Origin of the sequence: Halanaerobium hydrogeniformans (assembly GCF_000166415.1) — a bacterium.
Taxonomy (GTDB): Bacteria; Bacillota; Halanaerobiia; order Halanaerobiales; family Halanaerobiaceae; genus Halanaerobium; species Halanaerobium hydrogeniformans.
Genome location: NC_014654.1, coordinates 2,245,119 through 2,262,659, shown reverse-complemented (window position 1 = coordinate 2,262,659; position 17,541 = coordinate 2,245,119). Strand labels below are relative to the sequence as shown.

The 17,541-nt window shown below is 32.2% G+C and carries 18 protein-coding genes; 14 read left to right on the top strand and 4 right to left on the bottom strand.

Going from position 1 to position 17,541, the window contains the following annotated elements; translation table 11 throughout:
- Positions 1 to 8 precede the first annotated feature (8 nt).
- From HALSA_RS10540 to HALSA_RS10475, 14 genes are all read left to right on the top strand, one after another.
- Positions 9 to 1,544 (top strand): ABC transporter substrate-binding protein, encoded by a 1,536-nt coding sequence (locus HALSA_RS10540; RefSeq protein WP_013406538.1) that lies wholly within the window; start codon positions 9 to 11, stop codon positions 1,542 to 1,544.
- Positions 1,545 to 1,715: 171 nt separating this feature from the next.
- Positions 1,716 to 2,405, top strand: coding sequence for a TIGR04283 family arsenosugar biosynthesis glycosyltransferase (locus tag HALSA_RS10535; protein WP_013406537.1), 690 nt, complete (start codon positions 1,716 to 1,718; stop codon positions 2,403 to 2,405).
- A 23-nt stretch (positions 2,406 to 2,428) separates the two neighbouring features.
- A complete protein-coding gene (locus HALSA_RS10530; RefSeq protein ID WP_013406536.1) occupies positions 2,429 to 3,109 on the top strand; it encodes a TIGR04282 family arsenosugar biosynthesis glycosyltransferase in 681 nt (226 codons plus the stop codon).
- A 28-nt stretch (positions 3,110 to 3,137) separates the two neighbouring features.
- Positions 3,138 to 4,151, top strand: coding sequence for a phosphotransferase family protein (locus tag HALSA_RS10525; protein WP_013406535.1), 1,014 nt, complete (start codon positions 3,138 to 3,140; stop codon positions 4,149 to 4,151).
- 40 nt (positions 4,152 to 4,191) lie between these two features.
- A complete protein-coding gene (locus HALSA_RS10520; RefSeq protein ID WP_013406534.1) occupies positions 4,192 to 4,440 on the top strand; it encodes a metal-sensitive transcriptional regulator in 249 nt (82 codons plus the stop codon).
- 55 nt (positions 4,441 to 4,495) lie between these two features.
- Complete coding sequence (locus HALSA_RS10515; protein WP_013406533.1) at positions 4,496 to 5,254, top strand: YdcF family protein; 759 nt, start codon at positions 4,496 to 4,498, stop codon at positions 5,252 to 5,254.
- Positions 5,255 to 5,303: 49 nt separating this feature from the next.
- On the top strand, positions 5,304 to 6,158 hold the full coding sequence (locus HALSA_RS10510) for a PHP domain-containing protein (RefSeq protein ID WP_013406532.1): 855 nt from the start codon (positions 5,304 to 5,306) through the stop codon (positions 6,156 to 6,158).
- Between the two features lie 70 nt (positions 6,159 to 6,228).
- Positions 6,229 to 7,236: an isocitrate/isopropylmalate dehydrogenase family protein gene (locus tag HALSA_RS10505; protein ID WP_013406531.1), complete on the top strand. Its 1,008-nt coding sequence runs from the start codon at positions 6,229 to 6,231 to the stop codon at positions 7,234 to 7,236.
- A gap of 43 nt (positions 7,237 to 7,279) precedes the next feature.
- The gene (locus tag HALSA_RS10500; RefSeq protein WP_013406530.1) at positions 7,280 to 9,847 is read left to right on the top strand and encodes a bifunctional aconitate hydratase 2/2-methylisocitrate dehydratase; all 2,568 of its coding nucleotides are present in this window, start codon (positions 7,280 to 7,282) and stop codon (positions 9,845 to 9,847) included.
- A gap of 314 nt (positions 9,848 to 10,161) precedes the next feature.
- Complete coding sequence (locus tag HALSA_RS10495) at positions 10,162 to 10,764, top strand: class I SAM-dependent methyltransferase (RefSeq protein WP_013406529.1); 603 nt, start codon at positions 10,162 to 10,164, stop codon at positions 10,762 to 10,764.
- Between the two features lie 66 nt (positions 10,765 to 10,830).
- The gene (locus tag HALSA_RS10490; protein ID WP_013406528.1) at positions 10,831 to 11,403 is read left to right on the top strand and encodes an SAM-dependent methyltransferase; all 573 of its coding nucleotides are present in this window, start codon (positions 10,831 to 10,833) and stop codon (positions 11,401 to 11,403) included.
- A gap of 2 nt (positions 11,404 to 11,405) precedes the next feature.
- A complete protein-coding gene (locus tag HALSA_RS10485) occupies positions 11,406 to 12,380 on the top strand; it encodes a lysylphosphatidylglycerol synthase transmembrane domain-containing protein (RefSeq protein WP_013406527.1) in 975 nt (324 codons plus the stop codon).
- A gap of 76 nt (positions 12,381 to 12,456) precedes the next feature.
- Positions 12,457 to 12,708, top strand: a complete 252-nt coding sequence (locus HALSA_RS10480; protein ID WP_013406526.1) for a FeoA family protein — start codon at positions 12,457 to 12,459, stop codon at positions 12,706 to 12,708.
- Positions 12,695 to 14,419, top strand: a complete 1,725-nt coding sequence (locus tag HALSA_RS10475; protein ID WP_013406525.1) for a ferrous iron transporter B — start codon at positions 12,695 to 12,697, stop codon at positions 14,417 to 14,419. Before HALSA_RS10480 ends, HALSA_RS10475 begins: the two co-directional genes overlap by 14 nt.
- A 92-nt stretch (positions 14,420 to 14,511) precedes the next feature.
- On the opposite strand, the gene HALSA_RS10470 is transcribed toward HALSA_RS10475, so the two are convergent.
- The 4 genes from HALSA_RS10470 to HALSA_RS10455 all read right to left on the bottom strand — a co-directional run bounded on the left by HALSA_RS10470 (position 14,512) and on the right by HALSA_RS10455 (position 17,298).
- Positions 14,512 to 14,751, bottom strand: coding sequence for a thioredoxin family protein (locus HALSA_RS10470; RefSeq protein WP_013406524.1), 240 nt, complete (start codon positions 14,749 to 14,751; stop codon positions 14,512 to 14,514).
- A 34-nt stretch (positions 14,752 to 14,785) separates the two neighbouring features.
- Positions 14,786 to 15,910 carry a permease gene (locus HALSA_RS10465; protein ID WP_049773938.1) on the bottom strand — a complete coding sequence of 375 codons (1,125 nt, stop codon included), beginning with the start codon at positions 15,908 to 15,910 and terminating at the stop codon, positions 14,786 to 14,788.
- Between the two features lie 63 nt (positions 15,911 to 15,973).
- Positions 15,974 to 16,930, bottom strand: coding sequence for a permease (locus HALSA_RS10460; RefSeq protein WP_013406522.1), 957 nt, complete (start codon positions 16,928 to 16,930; stop codon positions 15,974 to 15,976).
- Positions 16,927 to 17,298 (bottom strand): ArsR/SmtB family transcription factor, encoded by a 372-nt coding sequence (locus tag HALSA_RS10455; protein ID WP_013406521.1) that lies wholly within the window; start codon positions 17,296 to 17,298, stop codon positions 16,927 to 16,929. Before HALSA_RS10455 ends, HALSA_RS10460 begins: the two co-directional genes overlap by 4 nt.
- Between the last annotated feature and the right edge of the window lie 243 nt (positions 17,299 to 17,541).

Genomic DNA, 17,541 nt, shown 5'->3' with positions numbered 1-17,541 from the left:
GATCAAAAATGATAAAATTTAAAACTAATTTTTTAAGGAAAGAAACTATTTGTATGTTTTTAGTATTAATTGTTTTAATGCTAGTTAGCTCAGCTACAGTTTATGGAGCAGATGATGTATTAAAAGTTAGGGCAATAAATGGCTCAGATATTACTACAATGGACCCTGCTTACTATCTTGGTGATGAAGAATTAAATATTGATTTATCTTTTTACAGTAAATTAATTAGATTTAAAGCAGGTTCTTCAGAATGGGAATTAGATGCTGCAGAAGAATTTGAAGTTAGTGATGATGGTAAAGTTATTGAGTTTAAATTAAAAGAAGGTATTCAGTTTCATCATGGATATGGTGAACTAACAACAGAAGATGTAAAATTTTCTTTTGAAAGAATTGCTGATCCAGATAATGATTCGCCATACCATAATGAGTGGGCAACTTTAGAAGAAGTAGAAATCATTGATAAATATAGAGGTAGAATTATTCTTTCTGAACCTTATGCTCCTCTTTTCACTCAGACCCTTCCATATAATCCGGGCAGTATTATAAGTAAAGAGGCCTATCAGGATAGAGGCGATAATTTTGCTACAAATCCAGTTGGTTCAGGACCATATTATTGGGAAAACTGGGATCCAGGCGAAAAAATAACTCTAGCTAGATTTGAGGATTATCATGGTGAATTACCTGATTTTAGGAGAATAGAGATTTTCCCGATTTCTGAAGTTAGGATGGCAGAAATTGCATTAGATGCAGGTGAACTAAATTCTACTCAGATTTCATATGATTCTTTTGATATCTATAATCAGAGAGCTGATATAAATGTCGAACAGGTTGCTGTTACAAGCCAGGTTTTTCTAGGCTTTAATATGCAGGAAGAGCCTTTTACAGATAAAAATGTGCGTAAAGCCATTCGTTATGCGGTCAATGTAGATGAAGTTATACAGGGAGCATATAATAATATAGCTGAAAGAGCAAATTCTAGTATTGTTGAAAGTGTTTTAGGGCATTGGGAAGATGCTCCTCAATATGATCCCGATTTAGAAAAAGCAAGAGAATATCTTGCTAAAGCAGGCTATGAAGATGGATTTAAAACTGAATTAGTAGTACCCGTAAGAGAACCACTACCAGAAGTTGGTCAGATTATTCGACAGCAGCTTTTGGCAATTGGTATAGATGCAAAAATCCAAATGACCGACTCTTCTTATGACTATTTAAGCCAGTCAAGGTCAAATATGCATATACAGGATTGGGGACCTACTCTTGATCCAGATAGATGGACTAAATGGTGGCATTCAGAACATGTTGGTTCCTGGAACTTTAAAAATTTCACAGATCCAGATTATGATCGTTTAGTTGAAGAAGCTGTTTTAGAATTAGATCAGGAAAAAAGACATCAATTATATGTAGAACAGCAAAAAATACTAGATGAAGAAGTATCAGCTGTTTGGATATCTCATGGTGCTCATCTTCAGGCAAGTCAGGATCATATAAAACCTGTCTTTTTTACCCAGAGATCTCAATATAGATACTGGGAAATAGTAGAATAGATTTTAAATAATATTAAGTATATTGTTTTCCAAAGAGAGAGGAGCTCCTCTCTCTTTTGTATTGATAAGCCAAAAAAGTAATTATAAAATAGAAAAAAGGGTATTTTGTTATCAACCTAAAATATGCTATAATAAAAGAAAGTTCAAAATTTTGGAAGGTGGATTTCCTAGATGGATTACAGTCTTTCAGTGATTATTCCTGTGCTTAATGAAGAGTATAATATTGTTCGAATTATAGATTATATTGAAAAGGAAAATGTAAAAGCTGAAATAATTGTTTCTGATGGTGATAGTGAAGATTTAACTGTAGAGAAAGCAAAAGCAAAGGGAGCAAAAGTTGTTGTTGGAAATGCAGGCAGAGGTCAGCAGTTAAATCGGGGAGCTCAACTTGCAACAGCACCACTATTACTTTTTTTGCATGCGGATTCCAGGTTAGAAAAATCTGCTTTGGAGAGTTTAGTAAAGAATATGACTAAAAAAGAAGATAAAATAGGTGGATGTTTTAAATTGAAAATTGAATCCGAACATCCTCTGCTTAAGTTTATTTCCTGGTCTTCTAATTTAAGAGCTAAATATTTAAATTTAATTTTTGGTGATCAGGGTATATTTATTCGCAAAAAAGCCTTTCAAGAAATTGGTGGTTTTCCAGAAATAGAACTAATGGAGGACTGGGAATTTTCCAAAAAAATGGCTGCTTATGGAGATTTAGAGTTTTTAGAAGATAAAATTTATACTTCAGCAAGACGCTGGGAAAAGAATGGAGTTTTAAAAACTTTTTTTTTAATGCATAAAATAAAAATTTTATATATTTTAGGTGTAAAACCAAGAAAATTAAAGAAAATTTATAAAGATTCTCGTTAGATATTAGATAGGAGGAGATTGTATTGAAGGCCGCATTTGTTATCATGAGTAGAGCGCCGATTGCTGGAGAGACTAAAACAAGACTTCAATCACATTTAAGCCCTGTTCAATGTGCAGAACTTCATAAAGCTTTTTTAAAAGATATAATAAATAAATTTTCGGTTATCAAAAAAAAGTACAGTAACTTAGATTTGTATTTAAGTATTACTCCTCCAGGTAGCGAGAATTTATTTGAAGAATTATTAAATGATGATTTTAAAATAATAATTCAAAGGGGTAAAGATCTGGGCAAAAAAATGTATAATTCCCTTTTTGATGCCTATAATCAGAGCAATGCTCCAGTGATTATAACTGGCTCTGACTTACCGTCTTTACCGATCAGTATAATTACCGAATCTTTTGCTGGTTTAAAAGAGAGAGATTTGGTTATTGGTCCATCACTAGATGGAGGTTATTATTTATTAGGAATGAAAAAGCCACATCTTTTTCTTTTTGATCAAGAAAAGTGGGGCAATGAATCCGTTTTAGAGAAAACTTTGAAAGCTGCTAGCAAACATGAGCTTAAAAGTCATTTTTTACCAGAATGGTATGATGTTGATACTTTTAATGAATTGCTTATTTTTAGAGAATATTTAAAGACTACTGATAAAGAGAATTGTGATTATCCACTTGAAAGTAAAAAAATTATAGACAATTTATTATAAATTTAAATTTGATGGAGGTATTTTGAATATGCCGCTTCAGGAAGAGATGAAAAAAGAACTTGAGAAATATGTAAAAAAGAAAGCATTTCAAAGGGCAATTGGAATTAGCAAAAATGTAGAAATAGAGTTTTTGGCTCAAGGTGAGTATAATATAAATTATATTCTTAAAGATGAGGAAGATAAATTTGTCATAAGGCTTAATCTTGGCAGTCAGATGGATCTTGATGATCAGATAGGTTATGAATTTAATGCTTTAGAACAACTGGCTCCTTCAGGTGTTACTCCAAGACCTTATTATCTTGATAATTCAAAGGAAGAACTTCCATATGGAATGCTGGTTATGGAATATTTGCCTGGAAGGCCTTTAGATTATCGGAAAGATTTAAAAAAAGCTGCAGAAGTATTGGCCAGTGTTCATGAGGTAGATATAGAGGACAATACAATCTTAATCGAAGAGCAGAAACCGTTGAGTGCTATCTGGGATGAATGTGATAGTCTTTTAGAGAAATACTTTAATTCTGAGCTGGCTGATGCTCAAGTTAAAGATTTTCTTAAAAAAGTTAAAGTTAATTTAAGAGAAAAAAGAGAAAAAGAAAGAGAGATTATTGAGCTTTTACCTCTTTCCATAGTAAATACTGAACTTAATTCTGCTAACTTTTTGGTTGATGATAAAAATGACAGGGCTTATTTGGTGGATTGGGAAAAGCCTTTAATTACAACACCACTCCAGGATTTAAGTATTTTTATGGTTCCCACAACCACTCTCTGGAAAGCTGATTTTATATTTAATCAGGGTGAAGAGGAAGAATTTCTTCATCATTATTTAAAAGCAAGAGGACTTGATGAGCGTTATCAAGAAATCAGTTCTGCTTTACAATTATTTAATCAATTTTCAGTAATGAGAGGTATTTCCTGGTCAGCTATGGCCTGGGTGGAATATCAAGAGCCGGGCCGGCTTATTAAAAATGAAGATACTTTTAAAACAATGGAAAGTTATTTGAAGATGGATTTTTTAGAACTATTATTTCCTCAGATCGGTTAATAATTATTAATTAAAATCAGGACAATAGAGGTGTAATTATATGAGTTCATTATCAGATGAAGAAAGTAAAAATTTAATAATAAGACTACGTAGAATTGAAGGACAGATCAGAGGTCTCCAGCGAATGATCGAAGAAGACAAATATTGTGTTGATATTTTAACACAGATTAGTGCCAGCCGGGGAGCCCTGAAAAAAGTAGGCCTTAAGATTTTAGACAGCCATATCAATGGTTGTGTAAAAAATGCAATTTCTAAAAAAATGGTGATGAAGAAATCATTGCTGAGTTAATGCATGTTATTGACAAATTTACTGATTAATGAGACTTAGCTAAAAGGGTGATTAAATGCTTGCATTAGAAAAAATAATTTCTTCTTTTTTGATGCCTCCGGGGTTTTTTATTATAATATTATTGATTATAACAGTTTATTTGTTTTTTAAATCTGATTCTAAATTAATAAAGTTTTTAGCAACAGCTACTTTAATTTTTTTAATTTTTATTTCTACAGCTTTTGGTGTAAAAGTCTTGCTTTTACCTTTAGAAAATTATGCAGAAGAGATATCGGTTGATTTAGAAGAAGATCATCCAATTGTAGTATTAGGGGGAGGAAATTATTATAAAACTGATGGAAGTGCTGAGCCCTCAGTTCACAGCAAACAAAGATTGGCTAAAGCTTATGAGCTTCATCGAACTCTCAATACTAAGATTATTTACTCTGGTGGTGTGGGTTTAGGTCATGATAACTTTAGTGAAGCTGATGCAGCTAAAGAATTTCTGTCAGGTCTTGGTTTAGAGAGTGAAAAATATGAAAGTGAAGATCAGGCACGCTCAACTTATGAAAATGCTCTTTACATCAAAAAATGGCTTAATGAAAATGAGATTGAAAGAATTTACCTTGTAACCTCAGCTTATCATATGTATCGTTCTGCCAGGGCTTTTAGAGCTCAAGAAATTGATTTTTTAGCTCATCATTCTGGTTTTATTTATGATCACAAATTTAGTTGGCTCAATTATTTACCAAATCGAGGTGCCTTACAGGTTAATTTATCTGCTTTACATGAGTGGGTTGGTATTGTATGGTATTATTTAAGAGCTCGGATTTGAATAATTGAAATAAAAAGATTTATTAGTAAATATTAAGGAGCTTGATATTATGAAGAAAAAAAGAAAAAAGATAGATTTGCATATGCATACTACTGCTTCTGATGGTGCTTTAACTCCCAAAGAATTAGTGCAGAAATGTCTGGAGTTTGATCTTGATGTCTTTTCTGTTACTGATCATGATAATACAACTGCATTGAGGGAATTAGAAAAAGAAGCAGATAAATATCCAATAGAATTTGTACCTGGAATTGAAATTTCAACTTATAGAGGTGAAGCTGAATATCATATTTTAGGTTATTATATAGACCCTGAAAATGAAGCTTTATTGGGTCTTACTGAAACTATTTTGGAATCGAGAATTAGTAGAATCCATAAAATGATAGAAATATTGACTGAAATGGGATATCCTCTGCAATATTCTGATGTTCAAAAATATGCGGCTGGAGTGAGTATTGGTAGGCCCCATGTTGCTAGAGCCTTGATAGAAAAAGGTTATGTAGAAAACATGCAGGAAGCTTTTACAGATAAATTTATTGGTGGTGAAGGAAAAGCCTATGTTGAAAAGGAAAAAGTTCTTCCTGCAGAAGCTATTGAGATGATCTTAAAAGCTGGTGGTGTTCCTGTTATTGCTCATCCTTATTTGATTAATCATGGTGATCCTTTAGATAAAAAGGAAATTGCCAGGTTAAAAAAGGTTGGTTTAAAAGGGGTAGAGGTTTATCAAACAAAACATGATAAAAAAACTACTTCTAAATATAAAAAAATAGCTGAAGAACTTGACCTCTTAATAACAGGCGGTTCTGATTATCATGGAGAGAATTCACCTGGTATATTGCCTGGTGATTGTGGTATAAGCAGAAAAGAATTTAGAAAACTAGAAAGTTTTGCAGCATCTATGGTATAATAATCTTTGCTTTTGAAATCAAGAACATAAATATTATTTGGAAACTAAAAAGGAGTAGTGAGTTTAGAGCATGCATAATGTAACAATGATCGCTGGAGATGGGATAGGACCAGAAATATCGAAAGCAGTTGCAGATATAATTGCAGCAGCAGGTGTAGAAATTAATTGGGATAAGGTAGAAGCTGGTGCGGGTGTTATGGATAAATATGGGACACCATTACCTGAACAGGTTTTTGATTCAATCCGAAAAAACAAAGTTGCTTTAAAAGGGCCGATTACCACACCCGTAGGAAGTGGGTTTAGAAGTGTTAATGTAGCAATCAGAAAAGAACTTAATCTTTATGCAAATGTTCGTCCACTTAAGGTTCATGCAAAAGCATTTGCTCAAAACGAGGCTATTGATATGGTTGTATTTAGAGAAAATACCGAAGGCCTTTATGTAGGAATAGAACATTATGTCGGTGATGAGGCTGCAGAAAGCATTAAAATAATAACTAGAAAAGCTTCAAGAAGAATTGTTAGAGCTGCATTTGAATACGCTGTTCGTGAGGGACGCAAAAAGGTTACAGCAGTTCATAAGGCAAATATTTTAAAATATAGTGATGGTCTATTTTTAGAAGAAGCCAGAAATATAGCAGCAGAATATGCTGAAACCCATCCAGAAATAGAATTTGATGACCGAATTGTAGATAATATGTGTATGCAAATGGTTCAATATCCTGAACAGTACGATGTTTTAGTAATGCCTAATCTTTATGGTGATATTGTATCAGATTTAGGAGCTGGTTTAATCGGCGGACTTGGTCTTGCCCCTGGAATGAACCTTGGAGATGATATTGCTGTTTTTGAAGCCGTTCATGGGAGTGCTCCTGATATAGCTGGTCAAAACAAGGCTAACCCTGTAGCACTGCTTTTTTCTGCTGTTTTAATGCTTCGTCATTTAAATGAAAAATCTGCAGCAGATAGAATTGAAAAAGCGGTGTCAGATGTTTTAAATGCTGGCGATGTTTTAACTGTTGACCTTGGTGGAAATGCTACTACAGATCAAATTACTGAAGCAATAATAGCAAATTTATAATCCTGTATAAAAATGGAAGTATAAGAAAGGAGAAATAAATTTTATGGAAGATAGATTTAAAAATTTAATTGATATTTTAGATGGATATAAAAATAGAGCAGTTAAACGACGTGAAGTTCATGGTTTAGAACCCAGACCACTCTCAGCTAAAGAGGTAGAGCTTTTGTTTAATGCTTTAAGCCTTGAAGGGCTTGGTGATAAAACCTATACAATTTTTAAAGAAGAAAGTTTGGATAATTTAATCTTAAAACTGATCACTAATCAGGTCAGAAGAGGTACTTTTCCTGCTTCTCATGCAAAAGCAGATGGGTTATCTAAATTAATTAAGAAAGCAAAACTAAGTGAGAAGGAAAACCAATATCTTAGTGCTGATAAAGCTTTAAGACTTTTGGCTGATATGAAGGGTGGAGCTGCAGCAGCACGCTTAATAGATCTTTTTTCTAAAGAGATATATAAAGATGAAATAACTAAGATTTTAAAAAATACGGTTTTATTAACTAAAAAAGATTTTAATACATTAAAAGAATTAGCTTCAGAAAATCCTTATTTTGAAGAAAAAGTGGCAGAAATAATGTTAAGTTGGGCAAAGAGAGAATTTGCCTCTGACTGGGAATTGGATTCTCACTATCAGGGCATTTCTTTAAGAGTAGGAGATAATATTACTACAGGTCATTTAAGTCCTTCTAAAAATGCTGATAGTAGAACTGACCATCCCTTACATGCCAAACATGTTATGGAAGGTCGCGAAGATGAGGAAGATTTACTGCAGAGATTAGAAAAATTAAAAGAAAAAAAATCGACTGTTATTTTTACAGCAGGCAAAGCACTTGGTGAAGGATCGTCCCGTAAATCTGCCACCTATACAATGCAGCAGTTATTGGGTAAAGATGTAGAAGGTGAACCCGAAAAAAAGAAGGGTGGAATAGTTGCAGCCAAAAGTTTCGCTCCAATTTTCAAAGAGTCCTTAGTTGCGTCTGGTATTTTACCTCTAGAAGTTGATACCACTGATATTAGTGAAGGTGATGATTTAGAAATAGATTTAGCACAGCAAAAAATTATCGTTAATGACAAACTAGAGCTTGCTGTTGAACTTCCAATCGACTATAAATTAAAAAAGATTGCAGCTGGTGGTATGACATATTTTGATGCTGGTAATGAGCTGCAGACGATGGCTCTTGAATATTGCAATGATAAAGGAATTGAAACAGGTGATATAAAAACACCTGCTCAAGAAAATATTATTATAGAAAAGAGCAGGCCTCCTCAAACTTTAGCTCAAAAGATTGTAGCTTATAATAGGCTTGATGGTAAGGATACAATTCTGCCTGGAGAAACTGCCCAGGTTAAGATGCGGGGAGCATTTTCTCAAGATACAACAGGTCCAATGACCATGGAAGAATATCAATCTATGGCTGGAGAGGATTTTGGAGCCGATTTCGTTGTCCAATCTTTATGTCATACTGGAGAATGCCCATCCAGTTCAGATAGAGATACTCACCGCTTTTTAAATGAATTTGTTAGCAAAAGAGGTGGAGTAAGCTTAGAAACAGGTGAGGGCATTATCCATACAATTGGAAATAGATTTGTACTACCTACAGATGTTATTGTGGGTGGTGATTCTCATACCAGAACTCCAAGAGGAGTTTCATTTCCTGCAGCTTCTGATATAGTAGCTGGTGTTATGAAATATGGTAAACAGGATTTAACCATGGATCAATCGGTAAAAGTAGTATTTAGAGGCAAGCCTGAGCCAGGTATTACTGCTCGTGATTTAGTTTCTGCATTAGTTGTTTATGCAGAAAAAACAGTGGGTAAAGATATCTATAATGGTAGAATTATTGAAATGGAAGGTCTTGAATTTTTAAGTTCTGATGAAAGATATATTCTTACAAATGCTGTTGCCGAAAGAAGTGCTTCTGCAGGTGTAGTTCCAAGTGATCAAACAACTATTGAAACTATAAAAGATAACCTGGATTATTTAAAAAATCGTGAAGATGCTGATAGCTCACCATCAGTTAGAAGAACTATCAAAGCAGTAGAAGAATATTTAAAAGACCCAATATTATTTCAAGCTGATGAAGATGCAGATTATTCAGCAGTAATAGAAATACCTCTTTCTGAAATAAAAGACCCGATAGTGGCAAAACCACATCATCCAGACAATGTTGCTTACTTAAATGAGACAGCTGGAGAAAAAGTTGATGAGGTGTATATAGGAAGCTGTGTAGGTGGAGATCTTAAAAGTATTCAAGAAGCAGCTGAGATACTATCTGGGCATAAGATTCCACATGGTGTTAATGTTGTAGTTGGACCTGCATCACGTGATATTTATCAGGAATTGATGGTAGATGGAAGTATGATAAAATTAACTGAAGCAGGAGCAACTGTAATTATGCCTGGTTGTGGACTTTGTATGGGTAATAAACGTAGAATTGGTTCTAATTCAACTGCTTTTACAACAACTACCCGTAATTATCAATCAAGAATAGGTCCAGCTGATTCGAGAACTTATTTAGGTAGTGCTCAAGTAGCCGCCTGTACAGCAATTTTGGGTAGGATACCTTCAACAAAAGAGTATATGGATTTTTATTTAAACAGAGATAAAAATTAAATATAATAACAATGACATAGTCCTCCTATATAGGAGGACTATGTCATTTTAAAAGCAATCAAATTTTTTTAATTATTTTTAATATCGAACTTGACTACATTGCTAAGCTATGGTATTCTATAAATAGATTCAGTTGTGAAAGATTTCTCTTATTAAGAATTATTCTTAATAAGTATTTTTTTGAAGGCTATTGAGACTAAATATCAATTAGTTTTTTGCTGATGTGATTTTCTATTATTTCAGCTAAATTATAATAGTTTATTTAAGATATCTATTAATTTAACAGAATGATAAAATAGTATTGGAGGTTTTAAATGTTAGCAAGAAATATAATCAGCAATTTCAAAGAAAACTTTCATAAAAAAGCTTGTAATGCTCTACAAAAATTAGAAGCTTCTTTTAACAAGATCAGCTATACAGGTGAACTTTATGACAAGTTTTTCTATAATCGTTTGATTGCTTCTGAATTAGAATTATCAGAATTGAAAAAAGGTAGCAAAATACTCCATATTGGCAGTGGACCAAGACCAATGACAGCTGTTTATCTTGCCAGGAAAGGTTATTTTGTAGATGGAGTTGAGATTGATCCAGAAGCTATAAAAACTTCAAAAAAGTATTTAAAAGACTTAAAAGTGGATAATAAAATAAATATTTTAGCAGGTAATGGTAAAGAAGAGATTAATTATTTAAAATATGATGCAGTCTGGATTTCACTACATGTTAAAAGCAAAAAAAATATTTTAAAAAAACTGATAAAAGAATCAAGATCAGGTACCAAAATCATTTACAGAAATCCGGCATCCTGGTTGTGCAAATTCTATGATTATATTTGTCCACGTAGTTTTAGTAAGATTGAAAAATGTAAAACCACAAAAATAATCAAAGCTAAGAAATCATGTTTATTAGAAGTAGAATAATTTTTTTTAAAGCTTAATCGATAATGAATTTCATTATCTAAATTTTAAATAATGAGGAGTTTAAAGATGAAATTGATCAGAAAAATAATTCAAAAAATCGAAAAAAAAGCTCAGGCAAATAATTTGTTATTTAAAATTTATGCTAGACCTTATAAAAAAACAGTTGCTAAAGAAATAAAATTGGGTGATATCAATTCTGAAGATATAGTATTAAACATCGGCTGTGGAGCTTTACCTTTTACAGCTTATTATATTAATAAATTAAGTGCTGCTAAGGTCATTGCAGTTGATTATGACAGAAATGCCATTTTACAAGCTCAAAAGCTTATGAAAAAACTTAAAATATCAAAGGAACAGATTGAATTTCTTCATTTGTCTGCAGATAAGGCTCTAGAGAATTGCAATTATTCTAAAGTTTTAGCTGCTCTACAAACAGTAGGTAAAAATGAAATTTATAAAAAGATAAGATTAGCTAAAGATAAAAAGATCAAAAAATTTCTGATCAGAGAACCTAGAAAAAAATTTTACAAAGCATATGATAAATTAGAACTTCCAAGTGAAGCAATTTTTTCGAAAGTAAAACAAAATTTTCTCACCTTTGACAAAACTCTTTGCTTTGACTTCGATAGGAGTTTATAAAAATGAAGGCTAAAAAAATAAAGGTTATTAAATATAGCTTTGCTGTTTTAATTATAATATTTCTTTCGCGTACTATTTGGCAGGGAAGACTTGAAATTGCAAATATCATTAATCAGATATCATATAGGCTTATCACTGCCTTAATTTTACTGCAAATTTCTACTATTCTTCTATTAGCTTTTCAGTGGAAATTCTTATTTAAATTTACTGGGCAAAAGAAAGCTAAATTTAGTGATATTATAAATATAAATTTAGCTGCTTCTTTTATTGAGAGTATTACTCCTTCTGCTAAACTAGGAGGAGAGTCAGCAAAGGTTTACCTTTATAATAAAATAACAGGAATAGAAGTTAGCGAATTTATTCCTTATATCGCAGTTCAAAAATTAACTACTTTTATACCGTTTTTAATTTTTGCATTTATTCTTTTTATCTCTAATAAAAGGTTTTTAGTTCAGCATATTGATTTTAATTTGAATATTAATATAATATTTTATTCTTTGTTTTTCCTTTTCCTGGTTTTTATGATCTGTTTTTCTATTAGTAATAATTTAAAACTTAAAATTAATACTTTTAAAGATAAATCAAAAAATATTATTGCAAATACTTTTAATCTATGTAATTTTAAAGAGTTATTGTATTTAATAATTATTGCAGCTTTATTTTGGTTGCTTTATCCAGTAAAAACTTATTTAATTGCCGATTATTTAGCCTATGATGTTAGTCCAATTTTGATTATAACTGCTACATTTTTAGCTTATTTAATTGCTTTACTACCTATTTCGCCTGGTGGTTTAGGAAGCTTTGAAGCAGTGATGGCTCTGATTTTAACACAAGCAGAGATTTCTTATGCAGAAGGACTTACAATTGCTTTAATACTCAGATTTGCTACTTTTTGGTTTCCTTTGTTTTTATCTACTTTGGCATCAATTAATATATCCCGGTATCTATTTTTTAACAAAAAAGAATTTTTAATTTAAATCTATTATTCCTAAATATAAGCTGGTCTTATATTCTAGAAACTATATATAAACTATGTATAAAGGAGTGAATTATATGCAATTGCAAAAAAAATTATCACTAAAAAATATCCCCGAAAATTCTGAGGCTGAAATTCTATATGTTCCCGAACATTCTCTTTTGGCACCTTTAGGTTTAAGAAAAGGGAAAAAAATTAAGATCTTAAGTTCTCAAGCCTGGAATGGGCCACTTGTTGTGGAAATAGAAGGTAGACAGATAGCACTTGCTAAAGATATAGCTAAAGACATTTTAGTTAGACATGAGGTATTAACTCATGCCGCAATTTGATGATAAAGAAAATAAAGTATTATTAATGGGGCCTCCAAATGTAGGGAAAAGTGTCATTTTCAATCACCTTACAGGTTTGGATTCTGCAATAGCAAATTATTCTGGTACAACCGTAGATTATAAAAAAGGTAGAATTACTTTTGAAAAAGATGAAATCTACCTGATAGATGTACCTGGTACCTATACTCTTAATTCGAGTAATGAGGCAGAACAGGTTGCAGTTGATATGCTTAATAAAGGAGCTTCATTATTAGTGGTTGTACTTGATGCTAATAATATTGAAAGTAGCATATATTTACTCCTACAAATTCTAGAAAAGGGTATTCCGGCTATAGCAGTCTTGAATAGGATTGATTTATTAGAAGAAAAGGGTTATAGCTTTGCAGCTGAAGCTTTTGCAGAAGAGTTAGAGATAGATATAGTAGAAACTGTAGCTGTTAAAGAATATGGTTTATCAAAATTAAAAAAGAAAATTAGAGAAAAACTTCAAATAGAAACACAAAATGACTTAGCAAATAATATAAATGCTAGTTGGGAAAATGCAGAAAGATTGAGCAATAAATATTTAAATAAAAAAAATAAAAAAGAGAAAAACAAAAGAGAAGAATTAGGAGATAAACTTTCTTCACCCTGGCCTGGTATCCCGATGGCTATTTTGATTTTAGCATTCATTTTTGCCATAGTTGTAGGGATTGGAATGGGTTTAAGACAGTATATATTATTACCTTTTTTTAGGACACTTGTTTTCCCATTAATATATAGATTAGTTAGTGCTTTTACTACAGAAGGTATAATCAGAAATATTTTAGTTGGTGAATATGGCTTTTTAATTAAAGGTTTAGAGTGGCCATTTGCTCTTGTGCTTCCCTATGTTTTATCCTTTTATACCGCTCTTAGTTTGTTAGAAGATAGTGGATATATGCCGCGTTTAGCGGTTTTGCTGGATGGATTATTCAATAAAATTGGATTAACTGGCGGTAATATTATACCTCTGCTTTTAGGTTATGGATGTGCCATACCTGGTATAGCTGCTACTAGAGCTTTAGCAACTCGAAAAGAGAGAATAACTGTTGCTGCATTGATTTCACTGGCTGTACCCTGTATTTCACAAACAGGAGCTTTAATTTCTCTTTTAGCAGAAGAATCTATTTTGGTGATGTTTTTAGTATTTCTTGTTTCTTTTCTTGCTATTATAGGAGCTGCCATCGTTATGGATAAGAGTATTGAGGGAGAAAATGAACCTTTGATTTTGGAAATCCCCCCACTTTTAATACCTGACCCTAAAATGATTTTGAAAAAAGTTTGGTTAAGATTAAAAATGTATATTAGTGATGGAGCTTTAATGATGATTTATGCTATTGCAGCAGCAGCTCTTCTCTATGAACTTGGGATTCTAGAACAAATAGGAAGGATATTTCAACCGGTTATAGAAAACTGGCTGTTGATGCCCTCAGAAGCTTCAGTTCCCCTGATTTTAGGAGTAGTAAGACGGGAGTTAGCTGTTTTACCATTACTTGAGATGGGATTAAATTCTGTTCAGCTTTTTGTAGGTGCAGTAGTAGCACTTTTTTATGTACCGTGTATAGCAGTTTTAGCTATATTAGCCCGTGAATTTAATTTTATCTTTGCTACAAAGATATTTGTTTTTACAGTAGGGTTTTCCTTTCTAGTGGGAGGAATTTTTGCTAGAATTGGTCTATTATTTATCTAATTATATAAATGAATAATATTAAAGTAAAAAGGCCTGAGAAGTTTTTTGAAGCTTCTCAGGCCTTTTAATTCTTTAGCTAAATTTTTTGTAAATTAAACAGTTGCATTGATTAAATCTACAATTTCTTCTACACTTGCAACTTTACCTTTAATTTTAACTTCGCCATTAATACCTATAGCAGGAGTTGTCATAATTCCCGCTTCAATAATTTTTTGCATATCTTCTACTTTGATAATTTCTGCCTCCACACCAGTTTCTTCTAATGCTTTTTTAGCATTTTTAGTTAAATTAACACAATTTCTACACCCAGGACCATAAATTCTAATTTCCATTATTAAACCACTCCTTATAATATATTTAAATTAATTAAAGCACAATATTACCATAGACCATACCAGTAAATGTTGCCATAACTACAACAATACTGACGAAGACTAATGTTTTTTTAGTTCCGATTACACTTCTAATTACCAGCATATTGGGTAAACTTAACGCAGGCCCAGCAAGTAATAATGCCAGAGCAGGCCCCTGGCCCATGCCTGAGTTTAATAAACCCTGTAAAATTGGAATTTCCGTCAAAGTAGCAAAATACATAAAGGCACCTAAAATTGAAGCTGTAAAATTAGCTAAAAGAGAATTACCTCCTACTAAGGCTGATATCCACTCTTGAGGTATCAGGCCAGCATCACTGCCGGGAGCTCCCATTAAAAATCCAGCTACTAAGACACCACCGAATAATAGTGGGGTTATTTGTTCGGCAAAAGTCCATGTTTCATCTAACCAATTATTTAATTCATCCTTTTCAAACCAACCGTAAAGTTCTAAAGCTAACAATACTGATAAAACTGCTACTGCAGGCCATTTAAATTGATATACTAAATTCCAGAAACCTGTTGCTCCTTCAGGCTGGGTCCAGGTTGCAAAGATCAATATTAATATCATTGTAATAAAATAAACTATATTTTGCAAACCTGAGCGGGGGAGTTCCTGACCTTCTTCCTGGACGAAATCTTCTAATCTTTTTTGATCAGATTCTCTAAAGATTGCTGCCATTAAAAGACCTATAATTAAAGCGAAAAATACTGCACCAACTGCTCTGGCCAGACCAAGCTGCCAGCCTAATACACGTGCTGTTAAAATAATAGCTAAAACATTAATCGCTGGCCCTGAAAAGAGAAAAGCAACAGCTGGTCCAATCCCTGCCCCTCTTTTATAGATTCCTGCAAATAGAGGTAATACAGTACAGGAACAGACTGCTAAGATCGCTCCAGAAACTGAAGCAACTGAATAAGAAATCCATTTTTTTGTCTTACCACCAAAATATTTTATTATTGAATCTTTAGAAATGAAATTTGCTATAGCTCCTGCAATAAAGAAAGCAGGAATTAAACAGAATAAAACATGTTCACGAGCATAATACTGCAGCATTTCTATAGCTTCAATTATTGCTCTCTGCAGCTGCTCTGTCTGAAAAGGAATTAAATAAATCATTGCGAAAACTGATATATAGAGTATTATTTTTTTAGATTTTGTCACCTATATCCCTCCCAAAGCTTATATTATATTAACTAAAAAGTTAAACATATACCCTACACCGATTATTGAAACACCAACAACAGTTACAAAAACTGTCAGCAGTTTTGGTTTAATAACTTTACGCAGAATAATCATTGCTGGTACAGATAAAGCGGTAGTAGCCATCATAAAGCTAAGAGCTGTACCAATAGCCACACCTTTTCCAATTAATGCTTGAGCTATGGGAATAGTACCGACTACATTAGCATAAAGAGGTATCCCTAAACCAACAGCTGCTATAACTGCCAGTGGATTATTTGGCCCTGCATACTGACTTAATAAATCTGCTGGTGCATAACCATGAATAAAAGCGCCAATACCTATACCAATGACAACATATTTCCAAACACCACTAACAATTTCTTTAACCTGTGCTTTAGCATAGCTTAATCTTTTATTCCAGCTTAATTCTTCTATTTCGGTTTCTCCTGCTTGAATATTATATACATATTCTTCAACTTCATCTTCCATACCCAGCTTCCCAATTACAAGACCACCAATAATGCCGACTAAAATACCACTAATCAAATAAATAGAGGCAATTTGCCAGCCGAAAAGTGAAAACAGCATTACCAGAGCTACCTGATTAACTATTGGTGATGTTATTAAAAAGGAAAATGTAATTCCAAGTGGTATGCCTGATTCAACAAAGCCAATAAAGATTGGTACTGAAGAACAGGAACAAAAGGGAGTTACAACTCCTAATAATGAAGCTAAAATATTACCCATAAATTTTTTACGGTTACTTAATAATTTTTTAGTTTTTTCTGGAGGAAAATAACTGCGAATAATTGATATGGCAAAAATCATTACACTTAGCAGAAAAATTATCTTTATTGTATCATAAAAGAAAAAATGAACTGAGCTACCAAGCCTTGTAGCTTGATCAAGTCCCATTAAGTTATAAACAAGTAATTCAGCAAATCTATCTATCAATTACAACAACTCCTTATTGTTTCTCCATCGTTTTTAATTACTTCAGCTGCAGAAAGATTTTTTAATTTTCCTTCTAAGTCTGTTAAGTCTAGTTCTTTAAGAGATTTTGAATTTAGGGCTATTAGATCAGCAAGATATTTATCATATTCATTCCTATTAATGGAATAATAGGTCCACTTACTGCTCTGTCTTTCATTTAATAAATCTAATCCTTTAAAATATGATAAATGTTGAGAGATACTTGATTGCGATTTATCCAATAGTTCCTGCAGTTGGCAGACACAATAAGGACCAGAAAGTAGTAGTTTTAAAATTTTAAGTCTATTTTCATCGGCTATACATTTTAAAAAGAGAAGTAAATTTTTCATTTATATTCACCTTCAATATTTATTGATATTATTATTAACTAATATTAGTATATAGTTATTTATTTCTCATGTCAAGCACAAAAACTAATTTATTATTTAAAAATTAATTATAATTGCTATAAAAGCTGATATATAAGGGGTATATACCAATAAAATCTTTTTTATTTTTTAGCTAAAATAGAAAAAAAGATAATTTTTTTAGATTTGATGATTAATATATTCTAATATATATAAAAATATGAA